The organism is Klebsiella sp. DY2415 (genome assembly GCF_026314315.1).
GTDB lineage: Bacteria > Pseudomonadota > Gammaproteobacteria > Enterobacterales > Enterobacteriaceae > Klebsiella > Klebsiella ornithinolytica.
In genome coordinates this window covers 939,076-962,174 of the sequence record NZ_CP111115.1, presented here as the reverse complement: position 1 = coordinate 962,174, position 23,099 = coordinate 939,076, and the positions used below count along the sequence as shown (strand labels likewise).

20 protein-coding genes are annotated in these 23,099 nt (G+C 53.7%); 11 read left to right on the top strand and 9 right to left on the bottom strand.

Going from position 1 to position 23,099, the window contains the following annotated elements; all coding sequences use genetic code 11:
• The first annotated feature begins 5 nt into the window (after positions 1 to 5).
• The 3 genes from OQV00_RS04615 to OQV00_RS04605 all read left to right on the top strand — a co-directional run bounded on the left by OQV00_RS04615 (position 6) and on the right by OQV00_RS04605 (position 3,628).
• Positions 6 to 1,133 carry an ABC transporter ATP-binding protein gene (locus OQV00_RS04615; protein WP_266279909.1) on the top strand — a complete coding sequence of 376 codons (1,128 nt, stop codon included), beginning with the start codon at positions 6 to 8 and terminating at the stop codon, positions 1,131 to 1,133.
• Positions 1,134 to 1,149: 16 nt separating this feature from the next.
• Complete coding sequence (locus tag OQV00_RS04610; RefSeq protein WP_015585833.1) at positions 1,150 to 2,436, top strand: ABC transporter substrate-binding protein; 1,287 nt, start codon at positions 1,150 to 1,152, stop codon at positions 2,434 to 2,436.
• Between the two features lie 64 nt (positions 2,437 to 2,500).
• Entirely contained in the window at positions 2,501 to 3,628 is a 1,128-nt protein-coding gene (locus OQV00_RS04605) for an oligogalacturonate lyase family protein (protein ID WP_015585832.1), read from the top strand.
• 108 nt (positions 3,629 to 3,736) lie between these two features.
• On the opposite strand, the gene OQV00_RS04600 is transcribed toward OQV00_RS04605, so the two are convergent.
• The 3 genes from OQV00_RS04600 to OQV00_RS04590 all read right to left on the bottom strand — a co-directional run bounded on the left by OQV00_RS04600 (position 3,737) and on the right by OQV00_RS04590 (position 8,013).
• A complete protein-coding gene (locus OQV00_RS04600; RefSeq protein WP_266279907.1) occupies positions 3,737 to 5,080 on the bottom strand; it encodes a carbohydrate porin in 1,344 nt (447 codons plus the stop codon).
• 239 nt (positions 5,081 to 5,319) lie between these two features.
• Positions 5,320 to 6,753 carry a glycoside hydrolase family 32 protein gene (locus tag OQV00_RS04595; protein WP_266279905.1) on the bottom strand — a complete coding sequence of 478 codons (1,434 nt, stop codon included), beginning with the start codon at positions 6,751 to 6,753 and terminating at the stop codon, positions 5,320 to 5,322.
• A gap of 18 nt (positions 6,754 to 6,771) precedes the next feature.
• The gene (locus tag OQV00_RS04590; RefSeq protein WP_004867177.1) at positions 6,772 to 8,013 is read right to left on the bottom strand and encodes an MFS transporter; all 1,242 of its coding nucleotides are present in this window, start codon (positions 8,011 to 8,013) and stop codon (positions 6,772 to 6,774) included.
• A 245-nt stretch (positions 8,014 to 8,258) separates the two neighbouring features.
• Here OQV00_RS04590 and OQV00_RS04585 point away from each other — a divergent pair, with 245 nt between their 5' ends.
• On the top strand, positions 8,259 to 9,254 hold the full coding sequence (locus tag OQV00_RS04585; RefSeq protein ID WP_004867180.1) for a LacI family DNA-binding transcriptional regulator: 996 nt from the start codon (positions 8,259 to 8,261) through the stop codon (positions 9,252 to 9,254).
• Here OQV00_RS04585 and araE read toward each other — a convergent pair whose 3' ends face one another.
• Positions 9,255 to 10,673, bottom strand: coding sequence for an arabinose-proton symporter AraE (gene araE / locus OQV00_RS04580; RefSeq protein ID WP_004867182.1), 1,419 nt, complete (start codon positions 10,671 to 10,673; stop codon positions 9,255 to 9,257).
• Positions 10,674 to 11,049: 376 nt separating this feature from the next.
• On the bottom strand, positions 11,050 to 11,811 hold the full coding sequence (gene kduD / locus OQV00_RS04575; protein ID WP_004867185.1) for a 2-dehydro-3-deoxy-D-gluconate 5-dehydrogenase KduD: 762 nt from the start codon (positions 11,809 to 11,811) through the stop codon (positions 11,050 to 11,052).
• Positions 11,812 to 12,348: 537 nt separating this feature from the next.
• On the opposite strand from kduD, the gene OQV00_RS04570 reads away from it, so the two are divergent.
• The gene (locus tag OQV00_RS04570; RefSeq protein WP_004867187.1) at positions 12,349 to 13,524 is read left to right on the top strand and encodes an oligogalacturonate lyase family protein; all 1,176 of its coding nucleotides are present in this window, start codon (positions 12,349 to 12,351) and stop codon (positions 13,522 to 13,524) included.
• Between the two features lie 284 nt (positions 13,525 to 13,808).
• On the opposite strand, the gene OQV00_RS04565 is transcribed toward OQV00_RS04570, so the two are convergent.
• The 3 genes from OQV00_RS04565 to OQV00_RS04555 all read right to left on the bottom strand — a co-directional run bounded on the left by OQV00_RS04565 (position 13,809) and on the right by OQV00_RS04555 (position 16,923).
• Positions 13,809 to 14,504, bottom strand: a complete 696-nt coding sequence (locus tag OQV00_RS04565; RefSeq protein ID WP_004867190.1) for a porin — start codon at positions 14,502 to 14,504, stop codon at positions 13,809 to 13,811.
• Between the two features lie 253 nt (positions 14,505 to 14,757).
• Complete coding sequence (locus OQV00_RS04560) at positions 14,758 to 15,936, bottom strand: acetyl-CoA C-acetyltransferase (RefSeq protein WP_004867193.1); 1,179 nt, start codon at positions 15,934 to 15,936, stop codon at positions 14,758 to 14,760.
• 105 nt (positions 15,937 to 16,041) lie between these two features.
• Positions 16,042 to 16,923: a LysR family transcriptional regulator gene (locus tag OQV00_RS04555; protein ID WP_266279903.1), complete on the bottom strand. Its 882-nt coding sequence runs from the start codon at positions 16,921 to 16,923 to the stop codon at positions 16,042 to 16,044.
• A gap of 140 nt (positions 16,924 to 17,063) precedes the next feature.
• Here OQV00_RS04555 and OQV00_RS04550 point away from each other — a divergent pair, with 140 nt between their 5' ends.
• The 6 genes from OQV00_RS04550 (at position 17,064) to mrkJ (ending at position 22,414) form a co-directional block, all read left to right on the top strand.
• Positions 17,064 to 17,525 carry a multidrug/biocide efflux PACE transporter gene (locus tag OQV00_RS04550; RefSeq protein WP_015585829.1) on the top strand — a complete coding sequence of 154 codons (462 nt, stop codon included), beginning with the start codon at positions 17,064 to 17,066 and terminating at the stop codon, positions 17,523 to 17,525.
• A 133-nt stretch (positions 17,526 to 17,658) separates the two neighbouring features.
• Positions 17,659 to 18,888, top strand: a complete 1,230-nt coding sequence (locus tag OQV00_RS04545; RefSeq protein WP_266279900.1) for an amino acid permease — start codon at positions 17,659 to 17,661, stop codon at positions 18,886 to 18,888.
• A gap of 116 nt (positions 18,889 to 19,004) precedes the next feature.
• The gene (locus OQV00_RS04540) at positions 19,005 to 19,871 is read left to right on the top strand and encodes an aldo/keto reductase family oxidoreductase (RefSeq protein ID WP_097358052.1); all 867 of its coding nucleotides are present in this window, start codon (positions 19,005 to 19,007) and stop codon (positions 19,869 to 19,871) included.
• A gap of 414 nt (positions 19,872 to 20,285) precedes the next feature.
• Positions 20,286 to 20,981 carry a flagellar brake protein gene (locus OQV00_RS04535; RefSeq protein ID WP_004867206.1) on the top strand — a complete coding sequence of 232 codons (696 nt, stop codon included), beginning with the start codon at positions 20,286 to 20,288 and terminating at the stop codon, positions 20,979 to 20,981.
• 4 nt (positions 20,982 to 20,985) lie between these two features.
• Positions 20,986 to 21,561, top strand: a complete 576-nt coding sequence (locus tag OQV00_RS04530) for a response regulator transcription factor (protein WP_004867209.1) — start codon at positions 20,986 to 20,988, stop codon at positions 21,559 to 21,561.
• 136 nt (positions 21,562 to 21,697) lie between these two features.
• Complete coding sequence (gene mrkJ / locus OQV00_RS04525) at positions 21,698 to 22,414, top strand: cyclic-di-GMP phosphodiesterase MrkJ (RefSeq protein ID WP_015585827.1); 717 nt, start codon at positions 21,698 to 21,700, stop codon at positions 22,412 to 22,414.
• Between the two features lie 46 nt (positions 22,415 to 22,460).
• On the opposite strand, the gene OQV00_RS04520 is transcribed toward mrkJ, so the two are convergent.
• Positions 22,461 to 23,048, bottom strand: a complete 588-nt coding sequence (locus tag OQV00_RS04520) for a fimbrial protein (protein ID WP_077266776.1) — start codon at positions 23,046 to 23,048, stop codon at positions 22,461 to 22,463.
• Between the last annotated feature and the right edge of the window lie 51 nt (positions 23,049 to 23,099).

Here is a 23,099-nt window from a genome sequence, read left to right as displayed (position 1 = left end):
ATATCATGGCTGAAGTTATTTTCAACAAACTGGAAAAAGTTTACTCCAACGGCTTCAAAGCGGTACATGCTATCGACCTGAAAATCGCGGACGGCGAGTTTATGGTGATCGTCGGGCCATCCGGCTGTGCGAAATCCACCACCCTGCGTATGCTGGCGGGACTGGAAACCATCAGCGGCGGCGAAGTGCGTATCGGCGAGAAGATCGTCAACAACCTCGTGCCAAAATCACGCGGTATTGCGATGGTGTTCCAGAACTATGCGCTCTACCCACACATGACGGTGCGTGAGAATCTGGCTTTTGGTCTCAAGCTGAGCAAGCTGCCGAAAGATCAGATTGATGCCCAGGTTAACGAAGCGGCCAAAATCCTCGAGCTGGAAGAGCTGCTCGACCGTCTGCCGCGCCAGCTTTCCGGCGGTCAGGCCCAGCGCGTGGCGGTTGGCCGCGCGATTGTCAAAAAACCGGATGTGTTCCTGTTTGATGAACCGCTCTCTAACCTTGATGCCAAGCTGCGCGCCTCGATGCGTATCCGCATTTCCGATCTGCACAAGCAGCTGAAGAAATCCGGCAAGCCGGCGACCACCGTGTACGTCACCCACGACCAGACCGAAGCGATGACCATGGGCGATCGGATCTGCGTCATGAAGCTCGGGCATATCATGCAGGTCGATACTCCGGACAATCTGTATCACAAACCGAAAAACATGTTCGTGGCCGGCTTTATCGGCGCCCCGGAGATGAATATTCGCCCCAGCAAACTGGTTGAACAGGCCGGGCGCCTGCACCTGACTATCGGCGATGAGCTGCTGCCGTTAAGCGCAGCCCTGCAGGATAAAGTCGCCAGCCATAAAAACCAGCCGCTGTTCTACGGCGTCCGCCCGGAGTTTGTCGCCATCGCCGATGAACCGTTCGCCGAAGGCGGCTGCTCGGGCGAAATGGTGCGGGTCGAGAACATGGGGCACGAGTTTTTCGTCTACCTGAAAGTCGCCGACTATGAACTGACCGCCCGCGTCCCTTCTGACGAAGCGAAGCCGATGATTGAAAAAGGGTTGCATCGCAAGGTGTGGTTCAAATTCGACATGAATAAGTGCCATCTCTTTGATGCCGCCACCGAACAGAATATCTCTCTGTAATCACTGGAGTATTAAAATGAAAAAAGTGCTTTTAAGCGCCGCAATCTCCGCCACTCTGGGCCTTACCGCGTTACCGTCTCTGGCAAAGGATGTCGATCTGCGTATGTCATGGTGGGGCGGCAACGGCCGCCATCAGGTCACCCTGAAAGCGCTGGAGGAGTTTCATAAACAGAATCCGGACATCAACGTTAAAGCCGAATATACCGGCTGGGACGGCCATCTTTCGCGCCTGACCACCCAAATCGCCGGGGGAACCGAGCCGGACGTGATGCAGACAAACTGGAACTGGCTGCCGATCTTCTCGAAGAACGGTGAGGGTTTCTACGATCTGAACAAAATGAAGGATGTCATCGACCTCAGCCAGTTCGATGCCAAAGAGCTGCAGTCCACCACGGTCAATGGCAAACTCAACGGTATCCCGATTTCCGTTACCGCCAGGGTGTTCTACTTTAACGACGAAACCTGGAAAAAAGCCGGCGTCACCTTCCCGAAAACCTGGGATGAGCTGATGGCGGCGGGCAAAACCTTTGAAAGCAAGCTGGGTAAGCAGTATTACCCGGTGGTGCTGGAGCATCAGGACACCCTGGCGCTGCTGAACTCTTACATGATTCAGAAGTACAACCAGCCGGCTATCGACGAGAAAACGAAGAAATTCTCCTACAGCAAAGAACAGTGGGTCGAATTCTTCCAGATGTACAAAAAGCTCATCGACAGCCACGTGATGCCGGACACCAAATACTATGCCTCGTTCGGCAAGAGCAACATGTATGAGATGAAGCCGTGGATTCAGGGCGAATGGGCGGGGACATATATGTGGAACTCCACCATCAACAAATACTCCGACAACCTGAAGCCGCCGGCGAAGCTGGCGCTGGGCGACTACCCGATGCTACCGGGCGCCACCGATGCCGGCCTGTTCTTTAAACCGGCGCAGATGCTCTCCATCGGCAAATCGACGAAAAATCCGGAAGCGGCGGCGAAAGTGATTAACTTCCTGCTGAACAGCAAAGAGGGCGTGGATACGCTGGGCCTTGAGCGCGGCGTGCCGTTAAGCAAAGTGGCGGTGAAATACCTGACCGAAGACGGCACGATCAAAACCGACGATCCGGCCGTATCCGGGCTGAAGCTGGCGCAGTCGCTGCCGACAAAACTCTCGGTATCGCCTTACTTTGATGACCCGCAGATTGTTGCCCAGTTTGGCACGTCGCTGCAGTACATCGACTACGGACAGAAAAGCGTAGAAGAGACGGCCGCCGACTTCCAGCGCCAGTCCGATCGTATTCTGAAACGCGCCATGCGCTAACGGTCGATCATTCTCTCTGCCCTGCAGCCTCGGCTGCGGGGCATTTTTTCGTCAGGAGCGAGTCATGAAAGGCAAAATCATCCCGCTGAATTTCCGTACCACGGAAGACAGCGTAACCGGCCGCCAGGTGATCCGGATGACGCCCCCGCACGTTATCTGCCACCGTAACTACTTCTATCAAAAGTGCTTTACCCGGGATGGCAGCAAACTTATTTTCGGCGGCGGATTCGAGGGCCACTGGAACTACTATTTACTCGATCTGGCCGCGCAGCAGGCCGTACAGCTGACCGACGGGCCGGGCGATAATACCTTCGGCGGTTTTCTATCCGACGACGACCGCACGCTGTGGTATGTGAAAAACAATCGGCAGCTGCGCCGCGTGGATCTGGCGACGCGGGAAGAGCAGGTGGTTTACACAGTGGATGACGACTGGGTCGCCTATGGTACCTGGGTGGCAAACAGCGATTGCAGCAAACTGGTCGGCATCGAGATAAAAAAAAGCGACTGGCGGCCGCTGACCGACTGGAGTAAATTCCGCGCCTTTTATTTTACCCAACCCGAATGCCGCCTGATCAATATCGACCTGCATAGCGGCGAGCGCCGCGTTGTCCTGCAGGAGAAACGCTGGCTGGGCCATCCGATTTACCGGCCGTTTGATGACCAGACCATCGCGTTCTGCCACGAAGGACCGCGCGATGCTATCGACGCCAGGATGTGGCTTATCAACGCTGACGGCAGCAATATGCGCAACGTTCGCCAGCACCAGCCGGGAGAGAGTTTCACCCATGAGTTCTGGGTGCCGGATGGCTCCGCGCTCTATTACGTCGCCCACCGGGAAAACGATCCGCATCGCTATCTCTACCGTGCCGACCCCACCACCCTGGATAATCGTCAGCTGCTGACCATTCCTCCCTGCTCGCACCTGATGAGTAACTACGATGGTTCGCTGGTCGTCGGCGATGGCGCGCCGCATCATACCGGCGATATTCAGCTGAACGATCCGTTTATCTGGGTATTTGACGTGCAGTCCGGTACGCAGCGGGCCATTTGTCGCCACGACTCCAGCTGGAAAGTGCTCGACGGCGATCGTCAGGTCACCCACCCGCATCCGTCATTTTCGCCGGATGATCGCTGGGTGCTGTTTACCTCCGATAAAGAAGGGATGCCGGCGCTGTACCTGGCGGAGGTGTAGTCATTCGGCCCCCCCGGCTCGCGCGGTGCCTGGCCGGGCGCCAGGTTCACAGCCGTCTGCGGTCCGGTAGCCCCGGGGAAGGCGTTTGCGCCCCCCCGGGGAAACCTGTCAGAAGAAATATTTAAACCGTACCCGCGCGCCGTAGCGTTCATCGGTATTGCCGCTTTTCGCCGCCGATGAATCCAGCCATGACGCATACGCGCCGAGATAAATATTAAAGTTCGGCATATCCATAATATTCGGCAGTTGCCATGACGTATGAATGGTGTGGATATCATAGCGACCCGGCGTCAGAATCGCGCAGTCGCCATCGCACTCCGCGCTCACGCCGGACATATTGAACTTGTCGATTTTGTTATGCGCATAAATATAGCCCAGCTCTACACGATGCCATAATGCGTTGATACCGGCGCTGAAATCTTTCTCATCCGCCGCATCAAGATAGGCGGTACTCAGATTCACCGCGGCCCCATTTTCGGCATCGGTTTTCAGCGTGTTCCAGCTCATGGTCATCCCGTAACCGGTACGATTTGACTGGTCGACCCAGCCTCCCCCCGTTTTTTCATAGCCGTAAGCGTTATTAACGAGGTTGCTCTCCATTGCCGCCGCCACCGACCAGGCGCCGGACTGCCAGGCCGCGACCGGACGCACGTACACCACGTTTTTACGGTTATCCAGCGCGTTGCCGTGATAGTTCCGATCGACAAACAGCGAGCTGCCGTCCTCCACCAGCGTATTCACCTCAAAATACCAGTTATCGATATTTTTACTGAGCAGGAAGCTGCCGCCGCTGCTGCTGCGCCCGCGTCCCTCTTTCATCATATAGATATAGCCGTAGCCGTCGCTATACAGATCGTTGGCCGTATTACCGGAATATTCAATAAAGGTATCCTGATTCAGCGGGAACATATCGTAGGCCTCAAAGCGGCCGATTTTAATTTTCCAGTCATTCTCCTGTCCAAAGAAAAAGGCCGCATCGTCGAGATTCATTTTTCCATTCATATCCGCCAGCGGCTGCACGCTGAACCCGGCATATTTTCCGTTAGCCCCCTTGCGTAATCCATCAAAGCCCAGAAGAATGCGCCCGTTAATATCCCAGCGTTCTTTATCTCCCGGCGCCCAGTTTTTATTCGCGCTGGTTTTCACCGACGTCAGCCTACCGGTACGGCTGGCGCCGTCCATATTAAACTCAACGTCGCCATAGAATTTTAATTCGCCATAATCATTAAGCTGTAAAGTCGGTTTAGCCGGTGCGGCGCTGACCACCGTCGCTGGCGTTTCCTGGCCTTTCAGCGCCCGGATTTCCGCCTCCGCGCTGGCCGCCCGCTGTTCGGTCGCCTTTAGTCGTTGCTCCATTTGCGCCAGCCGCTCCTCAAGGGATAACGGCGCCTGTGCATTAGCCAGAGGGGTAAATAAAGACGTCAGAACACACCCGACCCAGATTTTATTCATCGGAAAACCCTTTATTAAAATGAAGTTTTTTACCCTCAATAATTCAAGTGACAGGCAGGCGGCGACGCAGTGAGTCCCCTGGCGCTTACTCGCGTAAGTGACGGGGGCGCGAGGAAAGCCAACGCACATGTAACTTGAAGTATGACGGGTATTTTTATTTATGGGCAAAGCACGACGATAATGACAATAATAACCCGCCCATCGTCGAAGACGGGTTATTAACGACCATGCAATAAAATTTATTCCAGCTGCCAGGCTCCTGCTTCAGTTAAAGACGCCAAACCGTTCCAGGCAAATAAAGATAATTCACGGCGAGCGGCATCCGGATATATACGGCTACTAAGACAGGCCTCTCCGTCATTAACAAACACTTCAACGGAAGAGCTATCGAAGAATACCCGCAGTTTCAGATCGGCCCCCTCGTGCAACGGTACGCTGCGCGTGCCGCACAGACCGTACTGCGGGTAGTTCCGCTCCAGCACCAGGCGTTGCATCTGCGCATCAACGTAGACCCGCAGCCCCTCGCCGAAGCTCAGTCCATACTGTTCTGCCGTACTGCCTGCGCAGTTCCAGTGCAGGATCACCTCCATCGCCTCACCGTTTTCCGCCATCAGCGACCGTTGGTTTTTCAGCGTGCTGACCGGCCACGGGAACCAGGCTCTGCGCAGGCACTCCACCTCTTTCGCCGGACGCATCTGCAGACGATTATCGGCGCTCAGCGTCAGCTCACGCGGCAGAGAGAGCATGCCAGCCCAGCCGTCCTGCTGTTCCGGCAGCGGTGACTCCCACATGTCCAGCCAGCCGATAACGATGCGGCGACCGTCGGGCGTCAGGAAACTCTGCGGGGCATAAAAATCATGGCCATGGTCCATCTCAACAAATTCACCTTCCCGGACAAACGGCTGCCCGGGCTGCCAGTCGCCGAGCAGATAGCCGCTCTGGAATAAATTGCGGTTCTGATAGCCCTGTGCCCCCATCCCCTGCGGTGAAAACATCAGTACTCGCTTGCCGCCGAGCGTGAAGAAGTCGGGGCATTCCCACATGTAGCCCATCTTATCTTCGGCTTCATCAAGGATCCCTTCGTCATGCCACTGGCGCAGATCGGCGGATCGATACAACCGCACCTGGCCGGTATCACCGACGCGGGCACCGACGATCATGTACCAGCTATCCCCTTCGCGCCACACTTTCGGGTCGCGGAAGTGGTGCAGGCCCGGCGGGGTATCCAGCACCATGCCCTGGCGTTCAAAATGAATGCCGTCGCGACTGGTGGCCAGACACTGCACCTGATAGAGGTTCTCTTCGTCGCTGGGATCGCCGTGGAATTTATGCCCGGTATAGATCAGTGCCAGCGTATCGCCGTCCACCACGGCCGAGCCGGAGAAGCAGCCATCTTTATCCTCCGGCCCTTCCGGCGCCAGCGCCACCGGCAGGTGTTCCCAATGGACTAAATCCTTGCTGCGCGCATGACCCCAGTGCATCGGCCCCCACTGCGTGGAGTAAGGATGGTGCTGATAAAAGGCGTGATACCAGCCGTCAAACCAGACCAGACCATTGGGATCGTTGATCCAGCCCGCACGAGCGGCGAGATGGTAGCGTGGGTACCAGCGCAGGTTTAACGTCTCGCGTTTCGCCTGCAGTTCCTGTTCAGCGTTAGCAACGGTGTACATCATATTCTTCACTCTTTTCATTCAGATAGCGGAGGGTTGCGACATCATCGGATCCGAAGATGAGCGACTGGATCGCAACAAGAAAATGGAGATAAAGGTGGTGCAGAACACCAGCAGTCCCATAATCAGATAGGACTGGGCGAAGCCGTATTTCTCGTAGCTGTAGCCCGCCAGCGGCGACAACACCGTGGCAATCACCGAGCTGGTGCAGGCAAAGCCCACCAGGTACAGCGTTGAAGAGAGACGTTTATCAAAGTTCAGGCTGTTGTATTTAAAGATGGCGACCAGCAGTACCGGCAGCTCCACCGCATGGAGCAGTTTGGTGATGGAAATCAGCAGCGGCCCTTCCACCAGCCCGGAGGCCACCATACGTAATGCCATGACCATCCCGGCGAAAATCAGGCCGTTTTTCGCGCCAATACGGTTAACCAGCCACGGCGCGCAGAACATCCCGGCCGCTTCGAGGAACACCTGGAAAGAATTCAGGTAGCCGTACATCGCGTTCCCTTCCTGCAGGGTGGCGAACTGCGAGGAAAAGTAGACCGGGAACTGTTGGTCGTAGACGCCGTAAATGCAGGTCCCGACGACAAAAAAGACCAGCGCCCAGAAGCGCGGCAGGGTCAGCAGACGCAGCGCATCCTCCAGCGTCACTTTGCCGCCGGAGATGGCCTCCTGCATAGCCTGCGGTGCGGAGGAGACCCGCAGTCGCGCCAGCAGAACAAAGAACACCAGGCCGGAACAGCTGGCGACCGCAAAGTTAAGTTTCGGATTGATGTTAAACAGCAGTCCGGCAAAAAAGGTCGCCACCGCCCAACCCAGCGATCCCCACATACGCGCCCGACCAAACTCAAACTGGCTCTGGCGCGCGACGCGTTCGGTATAGGATTCGAGTACTCCGATGCCGCCGTTAAAGGTTAAGCCGATATAGATCCCGCCAAAGATACTGCCGAGCAGTACGTTTATTTTCAGCAAATAGCCAAACAGCAGGTAGGCCGGCCCGGAGAGAATCAGTAGCACGGTGATATACCAGAGCAGGTTTTTACGCAGCCCAAGCTTGTCCTGAATAAAGCCGTAGCACACCTGGGCAAACAGCGCTGATACGGAAAGCACGGCGTAGATGATCCCGGTATCCCCCGCCTTGAGCCCGACTTCCTGGTGCAACCAGATAGAGAGCAATGAGCCGGAAGAGGACCAGGTGACAAAAAAGAAAAACAGTAAGGCGCTGAGTAACGGATAGCTGTGAGAGTGATGGGCTTTCATCATGACATTCTCGTGTAGGGGTAATGCACGCAATGGTAACGTTAACAAAAAACATAAATCATGCCGTTTTGCCGAGATACATGATGTTAATCACAAAAGTTAACGTTAACATAACGAGGGTGAGATCGCGATCAAATAATCCGACCCACTGAGACAACACGGCATACGATAGAATATCGTATGATCCTTTTACATCAGCAACTTAGTTGTATAGCCTGTTGCATGGCGGCAACGGTGGAGTGTGAAATATGGCATCTTTGAAAGATGTGGCAAAACTGGCAAACGTATCTCTGATGACGGTTTCACGGGCGCTGAACAACCCGGAACGTCTGAAACCCGAAACGCTGGCTCGCGTTCAGTCTGCGATTGAGCAGACCAACTACGTCCCTGACCTGTCTGCCAAGAAAATACGCGGCGCGCGCGCCACGCCGAATACCATTGGCGTACTGGCGCTGGATACCGTCACCACGCCGTTTTCGGTTGAGATCGCGTTGTCTATTGAAGAGACCGCCCGCGCGCACGGCTGGAACAGCTTCGTGGTGAATATGTTTTCCGATGATAGCCCGGAAACCATCGTCGACCTGCTGCTTTCCCACCGTCCTGACGGTATCATCTACACCACCATGGGGCTGCGCCAGGTACCCGTTCCCGCCAAGCTGCTGACGCTACCCTGCGTCCTTGCCAACTGCGAAAGTCTTAACGACCCGGTCGCCAGCTATATTCCTGATGATGAGCAGGGTCAGTACGCTGCGGTCAAAGCGCTGCTCGCCGCAGGCTATCGTAACCCGCTCTGTTTGCATCTCCCGGCCAACCATCTCGCCACCGTGCGCCGCCGCCAGGGGCTGGAGCGCGCCTGCCGCGAAGCCGATATCGACCCGGATACGTTGGTGCACAGCTATATGGCCTACGGCGATAAGCACTACCATGATATTCCCGCCGTGGTGCAGGCCCATCTCCGTCAGGGAAAACCGTCGTTCGATTCGGTTATCTGCGGCAACGATCGTATCGCCTTTATGGTCTATCAGACGCTGCTGGCGCAGGGATTGCGGATTCCGCAGGACGTTGCGGTGGTGGGCTACGATAATATGGTCGGCATTGGCGATCTGTTTTTACCGCCGCTGTCGACGGTGCAGCTGCCGCACTATGATATCGGGCGCCTGAGCGCCCTGCATATTATTCACGGCGATAGCCATCGGGAAACGGTACGCGTAGCCAGTCCGTGGCTGCCAAGGGCATCCCTGTGATTAATTACCGATATTGCGCAGCTTTTCGCCGGACATCAGTCGGCGCTCGATGTGTTCGAGCGTGACGTTTTTGGTTTCCGGAATCAGCCAGAACGTCACGCCGATAAACGCCACGTTCAGCGCGGTATAGAGCCAGAAGGTCCCCGCCGCGCCAATCGTATCCAGCAGCGTCAGGAAGGTGGCGCCGATAATCATGTTGGACACCCAGTTGGTGGTGGTTGAACAGGTGATGCCAAAGTCGCGGCATTTCAGCGGCTGAATTTCCGAACACAAGATCCACACCACCGGCGCGGCGCTCATCGCATAGCCTGCAATGCACATCATGGTCATGCCGACGGAAAGCCAGGACAGGCCGCTGGAGGCGGTGCCGTTATCAAACTGCATCAGGCAGTAGCCCAGCACCAGCGTTCCGATAGCCATCACGCTAAAGCCGATTTTCAGCGCCGGTTTACGCCCCGCTTTATCGACGGTAAAGACCGCGATAAAGGTCGCAAACATAAAGGTCAGGCCGACCACCAGCGTGGCAATCATCTGCTGCTCGGTGGTGGTGAAACCGGCCATTTTAAAAATACGCGGCGCGTAGTACATGATGATATTCATCCCGGTAAATTGCTGCATCGCCTGCAACAGCATGCCAAGGAATACCGCGCGGCGGACGTTACGATTGATCTTAAACAGCGCCCAGCCGCCTTGCTTAAGCTTCAGGCTTTCGCGGATTTCATTGAGCTCATCACGGGCTTTTTCCGAGGTATCGCGCAGCATACGCAGCACCTCTTCCGCTTCAACGTGGCGCCCCTTTTCAGCCAGCCAGCGCGGGCTGTTTGGCAGGAAAATCACCAGAACGATCAGCAGAAGCGCCGGCAGCGCCAGCACGCCCAGCATCGCCCGCCAGTTGCCGCTGTAGCTGAACGCGGTATCGGACAGGAACGCCATGACGATCCCCAGCGTCACCATCAGCTGATACATACTGATCATCTTGCCGCGCACGTTTTCACTCGCCATTTCAGAAAGATACAGCGGCGCGGTATACGAGGCGATCCCCACGGCGATACCGAGAATAATCCTTGCCGCCAGCAGCATTTCGACGCTCGCGGCAAACGCCGATCCGACCGACCCGGCCACAAACAATACCGCCCCCACCATCAGACTGTATTTACGTCCCAGTCGGAAGGAGAGCCAGCCGTTGAACAGCGCGCCAACCGCCGCCCCCAGCATCATGCTGCTGACCACCCACTCCTGCAGCCGGCTGGATAAGACAAAGTGGTCGGTAATAAAGGGCAGCGCCCCGGCAATCACCCCAATATCGAGGCCAAAAAGCAATCCAGCCACCGCAGCGGCAATAGAGACAAACTGGTTCATGCGTCGGGTATCACGCTGGCTACGCGCCAGGACCGTCGTGCCGTCACTGATTGAGGTCATTTTTTTCCTGCCTGAGCAAAGTAAAACGTGCAGTGAAAGTACGCGATCGGCGCGATAAAGTGTCAGGGAGGAGACGTCAAAGATATGGATTAAATTGCTGGCAGGACTTGTTTTGTGATGGACATTCAACTTTCTATTATTGCCGTTTCATCAATCTCCTTTTATTCATTCCTTTTATTAATTGGCTAACAGCGGGAAATCGCGACGAAATGATATGGACGATCTTCAAATTCAGCGCCATATCAATATGGATAATTAATGTTCATCTTTCATCACTGTTGCGCCGATTGCCGGATGGTGAAGTGACATGGTCTACCGCCAGGCATAAAAAAACCCTGCCATCAAAGCAGGGTTTATCGCCTGTCGCCGCGCGAGCTTAGCGCGCCAGCCAGCCGCCATCGACCGCCACGGTGTAGCCGTTAATGTAATCCGATGCGCTGGAGGAGAGGAAGACCACCGGCCCTTTCAGATCGTCCGGTAAGCCCCAGCGTCCGGCCGGAATGCGGTCAAGAATTTCCGCGCTGCGCTGTTCATCGGAACGCAGCTGCTGGGTGTTGTTGGTCGCCATATAGCCCGGCGCAATCGCGTTGACGTTGATGTTGTACTTCGCCCACTCGTTCGCCAGCAGACGGGTCACCCCCATCACACCACTTTTTGATGCGGTGTAGGACGGTACGCGAATACCGCCCTGGAAAGAGAGCATCGACGCGATGTTGATAATCTTGCCGCCGTTACCCTGGGCAATAAAATGCTTCGCCGCCGCCTGGGACATAAAGAACACGGTCTTGATGTTCAGATCCATCACGTCATCCCAGTCTTTCTCGCTGAATTCAAGGGCATCCTGACGACGAATCAAACCGGCGTTGTTGACCAGAATATCGATATGACCGAATTCGGCAACCGCACGCTCAAGCAGTTGAGGAATACCGTCAATCTGGCGCAAATCGGCGGTCAGGCTCAGGAAACGACGTCCCAGCGCGGTAACACGCTCAATCGTTTCCACCGGCTCAACAATATTAATGCCGACAATATCGCAGCCCGCTTCGGCCAGACCGAGCGCCATACCCTGACCCAGCCCGGTATCACAGCCGGTGACAACAGCCACTTTACCCTGTAAAGAGAATGCATCGAGTATCATACTTTGTTCCTTAGTCTTTCAGAGCCCGTACAACACAGGCAAGGTTCTATTTGTCCGATCCGCATCCCTCACGGTTGCTTACGCCAGGGAAAACGCTCTGGGTATTACCCACCTTAAAAATAAAACACAGTTTCGTTTTACTAGTGTCGACATCTTACCCCTGAGAAAATCTGTTTTCAATTTTTATTAAAACGATGTTTCATATTTTCGCGTTCTATTTATCAGAAATGCAGAACCGATCACGAAGCGATGCAAAAAAAAAGATATAAAAACAATAAAATACAATGAGTTAATTCAACTTTGAAAAATGACAGTAAAACGTAAAAAGTGGGCATGAAAACAAAGATCGCCCCGAGACGCCAGCTGAAAGAGCAGAAAAACCGCGATCCAGCGCAACATTTTATAGTGAATTGCGCTCACCATCACAAATAATGAAACGATGTTTTGATAAATTAACACCTATCTTTTAAATCAACCTCACCTGGCTACACGTCCCCTGCAGACAGGCGACATCGCGGGAAGGAAAAGGAGTACATCATGGCTAAAGGCATGCGGGTAAAATTGAATTATGAAGTCAGTCGCGATCCGGATACCGGCGCGGAGATCACCCGCTTAACCCCTCCGGAAGTAACCTGTCATCGTAACTATTTCTATCAGAAGTGTTTTTTTAATGATGGCAGCCACCTGCTGTTCGCCGGTGAATTTGACGGCCACTGGAACTACTATCTGCTAAATATCGCGACAGCCGAGGCCGTTCAGCTGACCGAAGGCGCCGGCGATAATACCTTCGGCGGCTTTCTCTCACCGGATGATTCCGCGCTCTATTACGTTAAAAATGACCGCACGCTGCTGGAAGTCAATCTTTCAACCCTCCAGGAGCGTCAGGTCTACCGCGTCCCGGATGAGTGGGTCGGATACGGTACCTGGGTCGCCAACAGCGACTGCAGCAAACTGGTCGGCATTGAGATTGCGAAAAGCGACTGGACACCGCTCAACGACTGGCAGATTTTCCACGACTTCTTCCATAAAGGTCCGCACTGCCGTCTGCTGCGCGTCGACCTGCAAAGCGGGGAGAGCCGCGTTATTCATGAAGAGAAAAAATGGCTGGGTCATCCCATCTACCGTCCGTTCGACGACAACACCGTCGCCTTCTGCCATGAAGGGCCGCACGATCTGGTCGATGCCCGGATGTGGATGGTCAACGAAGACGGCAGTCACGTGCGGAAAGTCAAAGAGCATGCCGAGGGCGAAAGCTGTACGCACGAATTCTGGGTCCCGAACGGTTCCGCGCTGATTTATGTCTCTTATCTGAAAGGTCAGCAGGGACGGACGATTTATCGCTTCGATCCGGATACTGGCATCAATACCGCGCTGATGCAGATGCCCGCCTGCTCGCATCTGATGAGCAACTTCGACGGCACGCTGTTGGTTGGGGATGGCTCTGGTACGCCGGTGGATGTGAAAGATACCAGCGGTTACACCATTGATAACGATCCTTATCTCTACGTCTTTGATGTCGCGAAACAGGCTTACTTCCGCGTTGCCCGGCATGATACCTCCTGGGCGACGGTCGCCAATAGCCGTCAGGTCACCCATCCGCATCCTTCGTTTACCCCCGACGATCGGGCGATTTTGTTCAGCTCGGACAAAGACGGGAAACCGGCTATCTACATCGCGAAACTGCCGGCGCATCCGGAGATGCTGCAGGCGTAATATCCGTATTGTTTTTGAGTGTGTTTCTGTAACTGGCCTTGCCCTCCTTCGCGGAGGGCTTTTTTGTTTCATTACCGCCCGGCGGAGTCGTTGAGGCAGGCACAGGCCGTTTCTCCTCACCTTCTGTTGAACCCGTGCTGGTGAAACCTTCCGCAGCCCCTTTCGACTGCGCGAGCGGCCAAGTCTGCTTGCGCCACAATCAGCGCTAACGGGAACCGCATCCGGACGACAGAAACAGAAAACCCCGGCTGACGGCTCCGGGGTCATGACGGAAAAGGGTTTTATCAGAAGCTGTAAGCAACCCCGACGCGGAAACGGGTCTGGCGATCGCTGCGGTCATTCACACCCACGTTGCCCACTTCACCATACGGCGCCCAGTTTTTGTCGAGCTTATAGGCCAGCTTCACGTTGTACTCCTGGGAGTAAGGCTTGTTGTCGTTGCGGTTTACTCCCTCGGAGCTGCGGGCATAAACATAGTTCAGCTCGGTACGCCAGTTGCCCATCACAAAACCGGCCCACGCATCGCCACGGTTCACTTTATCGTCTTCTTTGCCGGCGCTCGCCGGGTAGCGGGTATAGTCGTAGCGATAGCGGGCGGCCACGTAGAAACCATTATCGAAGCTGTATTGCACGCGCAGATTGGGTTTGTAAATTGAGCGGCTATCGTTGCTCTCAATATTAAACCCCGGCGTCACGGAGAAATTCTGATTCGCCTTCCACTGCCAGCTAATGGTCTCTTCGTGGCCGTTGCCGACAAAATCTGAATACGGTTGGGAGGTATTATCGCCGCCTGACTTCCACTTTGCCTCTACGGAGAAGCCGAATCCGTTGGCAAAGCGATGGGAGACCGAGACACGGTCGGCATTGGTTTTATCTGTCTTACCTCCATCAATGAATTCATGACGCAAATCAACCGTGACAGCGGAAGCGGAAAACGCTGCGGCGCAGAGAGTAGCAAGGGCCAGAGATCTTGCAAACATAGGGTACCCCTCAAAATTAAAATTATGTTTCTATTTTATGAAACTGCATTTTATTTTTTAAGGACGTATGTTTTAGTGATCAAGATCGTAATTATTTGTTTCAAAAAACATGGCACAGCAGGACGTGACAAAGCTCAACAAAAAAGGGCTTTATCGCCCCCTTTTCGCTGAATTTTTCCGGGATCTGCGGGAAGAAAATCCAATAAAAAAGCCTCCGTAAGGAGGCTTGAGAAGCAGGTAAAGTAAAGCGGGACTATGCGCGTTCTACCGCCAGCGCAACGCCCTGACCGCCGCCGATACAAAGCGTTGCCAACCCTTTACGGGCATCGCGTTTAATCATCTCGTGCACCAGAGAAACCAGAATTCGACAGCCTGATGCCCCAATGGGGTGGCCCAGCGCAATCGCCCCGCCGTTAACATTGACCCGCCGCTCATCCCATTCCAGCACTCTGCCGACAGAAATCGCCTGGGCGGCAAATGCCTCATTGGCCTCGATAAGATCGACCTCATCCAGCCGCCAGCCCGCTCTTTCCAGACAGCGGCGCGTCGCGTGTACCGGCGCGATCCCCATCAGGGCCGGATCGACGCCGACGCTGGCAAAAGCGCGGATCCGCGCCAGGATCGGCAGACCGAGCTCCTGCGCTTTCGATTCGCTCATCATCATTACCGCCGCCGCGCCGTCATTGATGCTGGAAGCGTTGCCCGCGGTCACTGAACCCAGCCGATCGAAGGTGGGTAGCAGGCTGGCCAGCCCTTCGGCGCTGGCATCAACCCGCGGCTGCTCATCGGTGTCAACGGTGCGCGGCGCCCCGTTCAGCTCGGTGGTTACCGGCACAATCTCATCACGAAAGCGCCCTGAATCAATCGCCCGCCGGGCCTTTTGCTGCGAACTCAGCGCCCAGGCATCCTGCAGCTCCCGGCTGATACCATATTCACGCGCCAGGTTTTCCGCCGTAACTCCCATGTGATAGTCGTTGAAGGCATCCCACAAACCATCGTGGACCAGGCTGTCAATCAGCTGGCTGTTACCCAGCTGAGCGCCGGTGCGGCTATCGGTGAGAACGTGCGGCGCCCGGCTCATATTTTCCTGACCGCCGGCAATCACCACGTCAGCTTCTCCGCACTGGATTGCCTGCGTCGCCAGATGCAGCGCCTTCAGTCCGGAGCCACACACGTCGTTAATCGTAATGGCAGAAACGGTATTCGGCAGGCCGCCGCGGATCGCCGATTGACGGGCCGGATTTTGCCCGGTCCCCGCAGTCAGAACCTGCCCGAGGATCACCTCATCAACACTTTGCGGGTCGATACCGGTACGCTCCACCAGAGCCTTGACCACAAGACTCCCCAACTCTACCGCGGAGTGACGCGACAACGTTCCCTGAAAACACCCTATCGGAGTGCGCAACGCACCCACGATCACGACATCTTTCATCCTCTACCTCTGCCCTGCCTCTGCGCAAAGAAACAGCAACATAGTAGAGAATTGTTATCAAAAAATTTCGCAATTGTTTAAAAAAAGTGAGGCGAATCACAAAGATTAGCCCCGCGTTGCGGGTTCCTGGCGCTGTAAATGCTGACGCAGCCAGCTCCCGGCTTTCCCCGGCGGCACCTTCTTATTCCACAATAAATCAACGGAAATCGCCCGCGGCCAGCCGGGAATGTTCAGCGCCACCAGCGTGTCTGACCCGGCAAACTCGTCAACCAGCGCACAAGGTAAAATGCACCATCCCAGCCCCTGCACCGTCATGCTGAGCAGCAGTAAATAGTTCGGCGCCGACCAGACCTGTCCTTTCGCAGGCTCCAGCGAGCTGGCCAGAAAAGTGCTCAGGCGCAGTTCTCGCCAGCTATGCAGCTCATCCCAGGTGACCCGTCCCTGCGCCGCCAGCGGATGCGCGGGAGCGACGTAAATGGCCATCGCCGTTTGTAACGGCAGCCGGGTACTGCCAATCTCCGTCGGATAGCTATCCCTGGCCTCAATCAGCCCCACCTGCGCGCGCTCCTTCTGCAGCAGGTCAATAACATCCTCATCTTCCCCTATCAGGCACTCAAACTCGGTGTGGGGAAAACGACGATCGAACTGCTGCAGCAGATCCTCCAGCACATCCGGATGCAGCGTGTCGGAGAGTACAAACGTGAGGCGCGCTTCCGTTTCATCAGACAGTGAAATAGCCAGCTCATCCAGCCGATTGCTGGCCGCCAGAATCGCTTTGACGTAGCTCAGCACCTGTTCCCCCTGTGGCGTCAGCGTGGGATGGCGAGTCGCGCGGTCAAACAGCGCGACGCCCAGATCGGCTTCAAGGTTTGAAATGGCGGTGCTGATGGTGGACTGGCTTTTGCGCAGCCGACGGGCGGCGGCAGAAAACGACCCGCAGGCCACGGCTTCAACAAATGCAGTCAGAGCTTCGGGAGAATAGCGCATGAACTATCTACTTTATCGATGGAATCTATCTTTTGTTTATCATATTTATCCATAAAATGCGGAGTAATTTCTCAGAATCTGTTCCCTCCTTAACTGCAGAGGAACCGGTCAGAACCACGGCTTTTCGGAGGTAGCAAGCCATGCAACAGAACACATTTCAGCGTAAAACGCTGACAGAGCGCGTTATCCATGCGGTCAGTTTTGAAGGACTCGCCACGTTAATTCTCGCCCCGACCGCCGCCTGGCTGATGCAGCGTTCGGTTCTTGAAATGGGGGGGCTGAGCGTGCTGCTCGCGACGCTGGCCATGGTATGGAACCTGATTTATAACGCCGCTTTTGACCGCCTCTGGCCGGTATCTCGCGTGGTGCGAACTCTCAAAGTCCGCGCGCTGCACGCTATCGGCTTTGAATCCGGGTTTATTCTTATCGGGGTCACCGCCGTGGCACTGATTCTCGGGGTCTCGTTGATCCAGGCGTTTATGCTGGAAATCGGCTTTATGCTGTTCTTCCTGCCCTACACCATGCTGTTTAACTGGATATGGGATACTCTGCGCGAACGCGTACTGAAATATCGCCAGCAGCGGATCCTGGCACGCAGCTAACTGCTCTTCATCGCCGGGGGATGCCCGGCGATCCCTTGCCCTGTTTGTCATCCGAAAGTATCGCAACGGCTCATTCGTTGTTGTGGTAAATTACACTCCTTTTTTTTGGTCTTACGGTTGATAAATTCACACAATGTCTAAAATTTGGTCTAAAGAAGAAACTCTTTGGAGTTTTGCCTTATATGGCACTGCCGTAGGCGCCGGCACTCTGTTTTTGCCGATCCAGCTGGGGTCTGCTGGCGCCATTGTTCTGTTCATCACCGCGCTAGTCGCCTGGCCGTTAACCTACTGGCCGCACAAAGCACTGAGTCAGTTCATTCTCTCCGCGAAAGTTGCGCCCGGCGTCGGGATCACCGGGGCGGTTAACCATTACTACGGCAAGAAAGTGGGGAATCTGATCACCGCCCTCTATTTCCTCGCCTTTTTCGTGGTCGTCCTGATTTACGCCGTGGCAGTCACCAACTCACTCGCCGAGCAGCTGGCAAGGCATATGCCGATTACACCCGCCGTTCGCGCCATGCTGAGTCTGGCCGTGGTCATGGTGTTGAACCTGATCTTTTTAATGGGCCGCCATATCACGATTAAGGTGATGGGTTTTTTGGTGTTCCCGCTGATTGCCTGCTTCCTGTTCTTGTCGATCTATTTAATCGGCGACTGGCAGCCTGAGCACCTCACCAGCCAGCTGCAGCTGACTTCTCATACGTTCCACCAGGTCTGGATCTCAATCCCTGTGATGGTTTTCGCTTTTAGCCATACGCCCATCATTTCAACTTTTGCTATCGATCAGCAGGAGAAATATGGTGATCTGGCTATGGGTAAATGCAAAAAAATCATGAAGGTGGCCTATACCATCATCTGCGCCAGCGTGCTGTTTTTTGTCTTCAGCTGCCTGCTGGCGATACCGGTCTCCTATATTGAAAACGCCCGCAACGAAGGAGTGACCATTCTCTCCGCGCTGTCGATGATGCCTGGTTCTCCGGCATGGCTGGCGGTAACAGGCATCGTGGTCGCCGTAGTGGCCATGTCGAAGTCATTCCTCGGCACCTATTTTGGCGTGATTGAAGGCGCCAGCGAAATCGTGAAAACGTCGCTGAATCAGGTCGGGATTCGCAAAAGCCGCGCCTTTAACCGCGCGATGTCGATTCTGCTGGTTTCGACGCTGACGTTCATAGTTTGCTTCATCAATCCGAACGCCATTTCCATGATCTACGCCATCAGCGGCCCGCTGATCGCCATGATCCTGTTCATCATGCCGACGCTGTCGACCTACATCATTCCCGCACTCAAACCCTACCGTTCAGTGGGTAATTTCATCACCCTGGTGGTCGGCCTGCTGTGCGTTTCGGTCATGTTCTTTAGCTAATCCTCCCCTCTGCGGCGGCGGTTATCACCGCCGCCGCACGTTCTGCCAATATTTCTGCCATCCGGACTTCCTCGCCAGGTTTACACTTAGGGTTTGCACACCAGTGGGGAATCGCCATGTCCAGCGTAAAACTATCCGGAAGCGGAACATTAGGTCATCGCCAGGTTTATCGTCTGGGTTACGGCGCTATGCAGTTAGCCGGCCCCGGCGTATTTGGTCCGCCTGCCGATCCGGACGCCGCTATTCGTGTCCTGCGCGCGGCGGTAGCGGCGGGAGTCAATCATATTGATACCTCTGATTTTTACGGCCCGCATATTACTAACCAGCTGATTCGCAAAGCGCTCCATCCTTACGCAGACGATCTCTGCATCGTGACGAAAGTCAGCGCTCGCCGTGATGAAAAGGGCAACTGGCTGCCGGCGATGTCGCCCGAAGAGCTCACGCAGGCGGTGGAAGACAATTTGCGTAATCTGGGGCTCGATGTCCTGGAGATCGTGAATCTGCGCAGCATGCTCGGCACCCACGGCCCGGTAGAAGGCTCACTGGAAGCGCCGCTGACCACGCTGCTTGAGCTTAAAGAGCGTGGGCTTATTCGCCACATCGGCCTCAGTAACGTCACGGCGAAGCAGGTGGCCGATGCGCAAAAGCTGACGCCCGTTGTTTGCGTGCAAAACCAGTACAACGTTGCCAATCGCGGAGACGATGCGCTGATTGATGAGCTTGCCGCACAAAATATTGCCTACGTCCCTTTCTTCCCGCTTGGGGGGTTTACTCCGCTACAGGCACAGGAACTTAACGATGTTGCCGCCGCGCTGGAGGCGACACCGATGCAGGTTGCGCTGGCCTGGCTACTACAGCGTTCGCCTAATATTCTGCTGATTCCGGGAACCTCTTCGCTCCAGCACCTGCAGGAAAACCTGGCCGCTGGCGCGTTAACCCTGCCGCCGGAAGCCATCGCAACATTAGCGACACTGCAGAACTAACGGCCTTCGCCACACCTGTGCGTGTCCTTCCGCACAGGTCCTTGCCGGGCGCCATTTTCCCTCCTATTATTTGGCTGGAATTAGCCCAACGCTGCTGGCACTATATATCCTACAAATGGGTATATGCTTGCACTAACCTGCGCTAAACAACCCTATATACAGCATTGATTTATACTATTTTGACAAGTCTCCTTATTGGGGACTTCTGTCGTTTTTGCCTTCCCCAAAAATTTTTACAACTCTTGATTACAGGAAAAACAACATCTGATTCGACGTTTATACAAATCAATTTAGCGACAAAGATAGCTAATAACATCAAACGCTCATAAAAACATCTGGTTAATGCAATCAGAATGTTGGCATTGCCATAAGAAAAATTTAACTAACACAATAAAAAATCAACAAGGACTTTACATGACAGAGGGAACAATAAAGACCAGCCGGTATGAAATCATTGCTATTTTCAGGGAGGAACTCAGGAAACACTCCGAGATAGAAGTTTTCTTTAATAACAAAAACATCATGACCCAACTTACCCGGGTAGACTTTGCTGAGTTCCATATCGTCACCCAGAGCAAAATTCCCCCAGGGCATAAATACAAATTCATTTTGCATAGTGATTCAGGAAAGATTGAGTTCTGTTCATCGTTAAAGAAAAGTTATAACAGCGATGCCGAACGCGGTAATAAAGTCTCATTTGCCTTACCCGAATGCATTCATGTGGTACAACGACGTCGCGACCCCCGCTTTCGTTTGCATCACCGGTATGACTTTTTTTGTCGCGGTCGACACAGAAATGGCGAAAACTATCTTTTCGATATTAAAGACATTTCAGATGGCGGCTGTGCGCTGATCGCGAAAAGTCCGAACCTGAAATTTCTCACGCATAGTTCAATCCTCAAGAATTCAGTTCTGTCGCTGGCTGAGTATGGTGAAATCACCATTGATTTAGCGATAAAAAATGTTGTTGAAGTGACACTTGATGAAGACAGTGAAAGCTATCACCAGGTTTCCTGTCAGTTTAAATTCCGCCACCGCGAAGATAAGACCAGAATAGAGAAAATGCTGCTCGATTTGATTCTGGAAGCTAAGCGAAAAAAGAGAGTCTGACCCCTTGGACAGGATATTTCTGTATACCGATGATAATTTAATCGGTCAATCAATTCATTGGTATATGGTTGATAACAATAAAAATGTCACCACCTTCCGTTATCAGGATATCACTCAGGGGGCAATCGCCCCCCTGTCTGGGATCGTTATTTTCAACGTTATTCATAAGGACTTTTCTGCTGCCGACACGATGTTATTGCTCAACGATATGCGCTGGTGTCTTCTGCACTGTACCCGGCTAATCCTGGTGGTCAGAAGCGATATTGCCAACCTGTTCAGGGAACTAATAAACATAGATAACACCATGATTCTTACAGAAAAAACACCATTGCATGATTTTTATCGCGCCGTCAGTACTCCCGCAGTCGGCAGCGAGTTTTCCGTACCGAAGAAGCTTTCTGCCAGAGAGCGCCAGGTGCTGGAGCTGACCATGACCTGTCACAACAACAAAAGAATTGCCACTCTGCTGAATATTGACCATAAAACCGTACACAGTCACAGGATTCATATCATGCAAAAACTTGGCATGCATAACTCGCGGGCGATGCACAATAAAATTGTCGACATGTATCAATGCTAGAAAAAAACTGTCTCCCCAATCAAAACCAGATAATTAATTGAAAAGTTACTTTTAATAAACATTCCAAACTGCAGAAAGGTCACTTATAATAATTTCACCCTGCAGCGATGTTTTGTAAAGTGCCTGACACGAGAAAATGAACGCTAACATATTTTCCGATTATAACTTATCCCGTGGCGATATCTCTGTTCGTTATGTTTTTCAAAAAATGTTCTCACCGCAGGACACTCTCGTGGCCGTGGAGTGTTTAAGCCGCTTCGATTCTATTCCTGTGGCCCCGGAATTTTTCTTTCGCCATGCTAATGCGGCACTCCGTGAAAGTATTTTCATGGAGCAACTGGCATTGATTGAAAAGCACCGGACATGGTTTATTGACAATGGTATTTCAGCCACAATCAATGTTGACGATCATATTCTCGGAATTTTGCGCCAGCCGCAAATCGAAACCTACATTAACCATCTGAAGTGTGTACATTTTGAGGTTACGGAAAATGCCAATAGCCTGCTGAATAATGCATTAGCCAGCTGGAAAAGTCCCCAGACGTCCACACTGTGGCTCGATGATTTTGGTTCTGGTTATGCCGGCATTAATGCTATTCGCGGATACCATTTTGATTATGTCAAAATTGACAAAGATTTTTTCTGGCATCTCATGCAGAAAGAGTCCGGGCGACCGCTGATGGATGCGCTGGTGACATTCCTGTCACGTAATAACCACAATGTCATTATTGAAGGTGTCGAGAGCGAAGCACATAAAAACTGGCTTAAGGGAATGGAGTGGTTTGCTATTCAGGGCCATTACTGGAAAGAAGTCAGTATTGAACAACTGGTTCAGGAAAGAGTTAGCGCATAAAAATACCGCATGATTGCGGTATTTTTATGCGCTAAATATCACACGCTTAATTATACACAAGTTCCCAGGTTGCCCAGCTGGTCAATGGACCGGTTGTCGCTTTTTCCGGGGACGGTGTGACATAGCCGATATAATAAGTAAATACACCGCCATTAACCGATTTTTCAACAATCGGCACCCGATTTTGCTGCGGGTCGGCGGGGACAATTTTATTACTCTTATCCAGCGTATTATTATCATTGGTGGACAGCGCCAGATAGATATTGCGCGCCCCATCCGCTAACGTGTTCGCCAGATAGCCCGCATTTTCATTCGCGACGGCATCGACCATAAATCCATCAATCCAGCGCACATTCACCGCACGAATCTCATTTTTATCCGCCGCGCCGCCATCATGGCGGAGCTGACAATTCGACAACTCAAGAGTGAAAGGCTGCGGCTTCATAAATGCGCCGGCCCCGCGGCCGTGGACTTCCGCCAGGCTCACCGGCGCCAGCCAGACATTGCCGCTGCCGGCATTATTCGCGCCGTTAAGCGCCACGCTACAGGAGATATCCGTCACCCGGCCGACAAAATCAACGCGTCCGTTATCGTAATTGGTCATAAAACCGTAGGCCGACGAGGCGGCAAGCATCGCGCCAGCGACGGCCAGCCTGATGCATTGTCGGCCATATGTGCCACATCC

Excerpts from the sequence above, each read along its gene's own strand:
- OQV00_RS04610 (WP_015585833.1), top strand. The coding sequence starts at position 1,150 with ATGAAAAAAGTGCTTTTAAGCGCCGCAATCTCCGCCACTCTGGGCCTT.
- OQV00_RS04615 (WP_266279909.1), top strand. The coding sequence starts at position 6 with ATGGCTGAAGTTATTTTCAACAAACTGGAAAAAGTTTACTCCAACGGC.
- OQV00_RS04535 (WP_004867206.1), top strand. The coding sequence starts at position 20,286 with ATGACAGAGGGAACAATAAAGACCAGCCGGTATGAAATCATTGCTATT.
- OQV00_RS04570 (WP_004867187.1), top strand. The coding sequence starts at position 12,349 with ATGGCTAAAGGCATGCGGGTAAAATTGAATTATGAAGTCAGTCGCGAT.
- OQV00_RS04590 (WP_004867177.1), bottom strand. The coding sequence starts at position 8,013 with ATGATGAAAGCCCATCACTCTCACAGCTATCCGTTACTCAGCGCCTTA.
- OQV00_RS04560 (WP_004867193.1), bottom strand. The coding sequence starts at position 15,936 with ATGAAAGATGTCGTGATCGTGGGTGCGTTGCGCACTCCGATAGGGTGT.
- araE (WP_004867182.1), bottom strand. The coding sequence starts at position 10,673 with ATGACCTCAATCAGTGACGGCACGACGGTCCTGGCGCGTAGCCAGCGT.
- OQV00_RS04595 (WP_266279905.1), bottom strand. The coding sequence starts at position 6,753 with ATGATGTACACCGTTGCTAACGCTGAACAGGAACTGCAGGCGAAACGC.
- OQV00_RS04520 (WP_077266776.1), bottom strand. The coding sequence starts at position 23,048 with ATGCTTGCCGCCTCGTCGGCCTACGGTTTTATGACCAATTACGATAAC.
- OQV00_RS04600 (WP_266279907.1), bottom strand. The coding sequence starts at position 5,080 with ATGAATAAAATCTGGGTCGGGTGTGTTCTGACGTCTTTATTTACCCCT.
- OQV00_RS04555 (WP_266279903.1), bottom strand. The coding sequence starts at position 16,923 with ATGCGCTATTCTCCCGAAGCTCTGACTGCATTTGTTGAAGCCGTGGCC.
- OQV00_RS04565 (WP_004867190.1), bottom strand. The coding sequence starts at position 14,504 with ATGTTTGCAAGATCTCTGGCCCTTGCTACTCTCTGCGCCGCAGCGTTT.
- OQV00_RS04540 (WP_097358052.1), top strand. The coding sequence starts at position 19,005 with ATGTCCAGCGTAAAACTATCCGGAAGCGGAACATTAGGTCATCGCCAG.
- mrkJ (WP_015585827.1), top strand. The coding sequence starts at position 21,698 with ATGAACGCTAACATATTTTCCGATTATAACTTATCCCGTGGCGATATC.
- OQV00_RS04545 (WP_266279900.1), top strand. The coding sequence starts at position 17,659 with ATGTCTAAAATTTGGTCTAAAGAAGAAACTCTTTGGAGTTTTGCCTTA.
- kduD (WP_004867185.1), bottom strand. The coding sequence starts at position 11,811 with ATGATACTCGATGCATTCTCTTTACAGGGTAAAGTGGCTGTTGTCACC.
- OQV00_RS04605 (WP_015585832.1), top strand. The coding sequence starts at position 2,501 with ATGAAAGGCAAAATCATCCCGCTGAATTTCCGTACCACGGAAGACAGC.
- OQV00_RS04585 (WP_004867180.1), top strand. The coding sequence starts at position 8,259 with ATGGCATCTTTGAAAGATGTGGCAAAACTGGCAAACGTATCTCTGATG.
- OQV00_RS04550 (WP_015585829.1), top strand. The coding sequence starts at position 17,064 with ATGCAACAGAACACATTTCAGCGTAAAACGCTGACAGAGCGCGTTATC.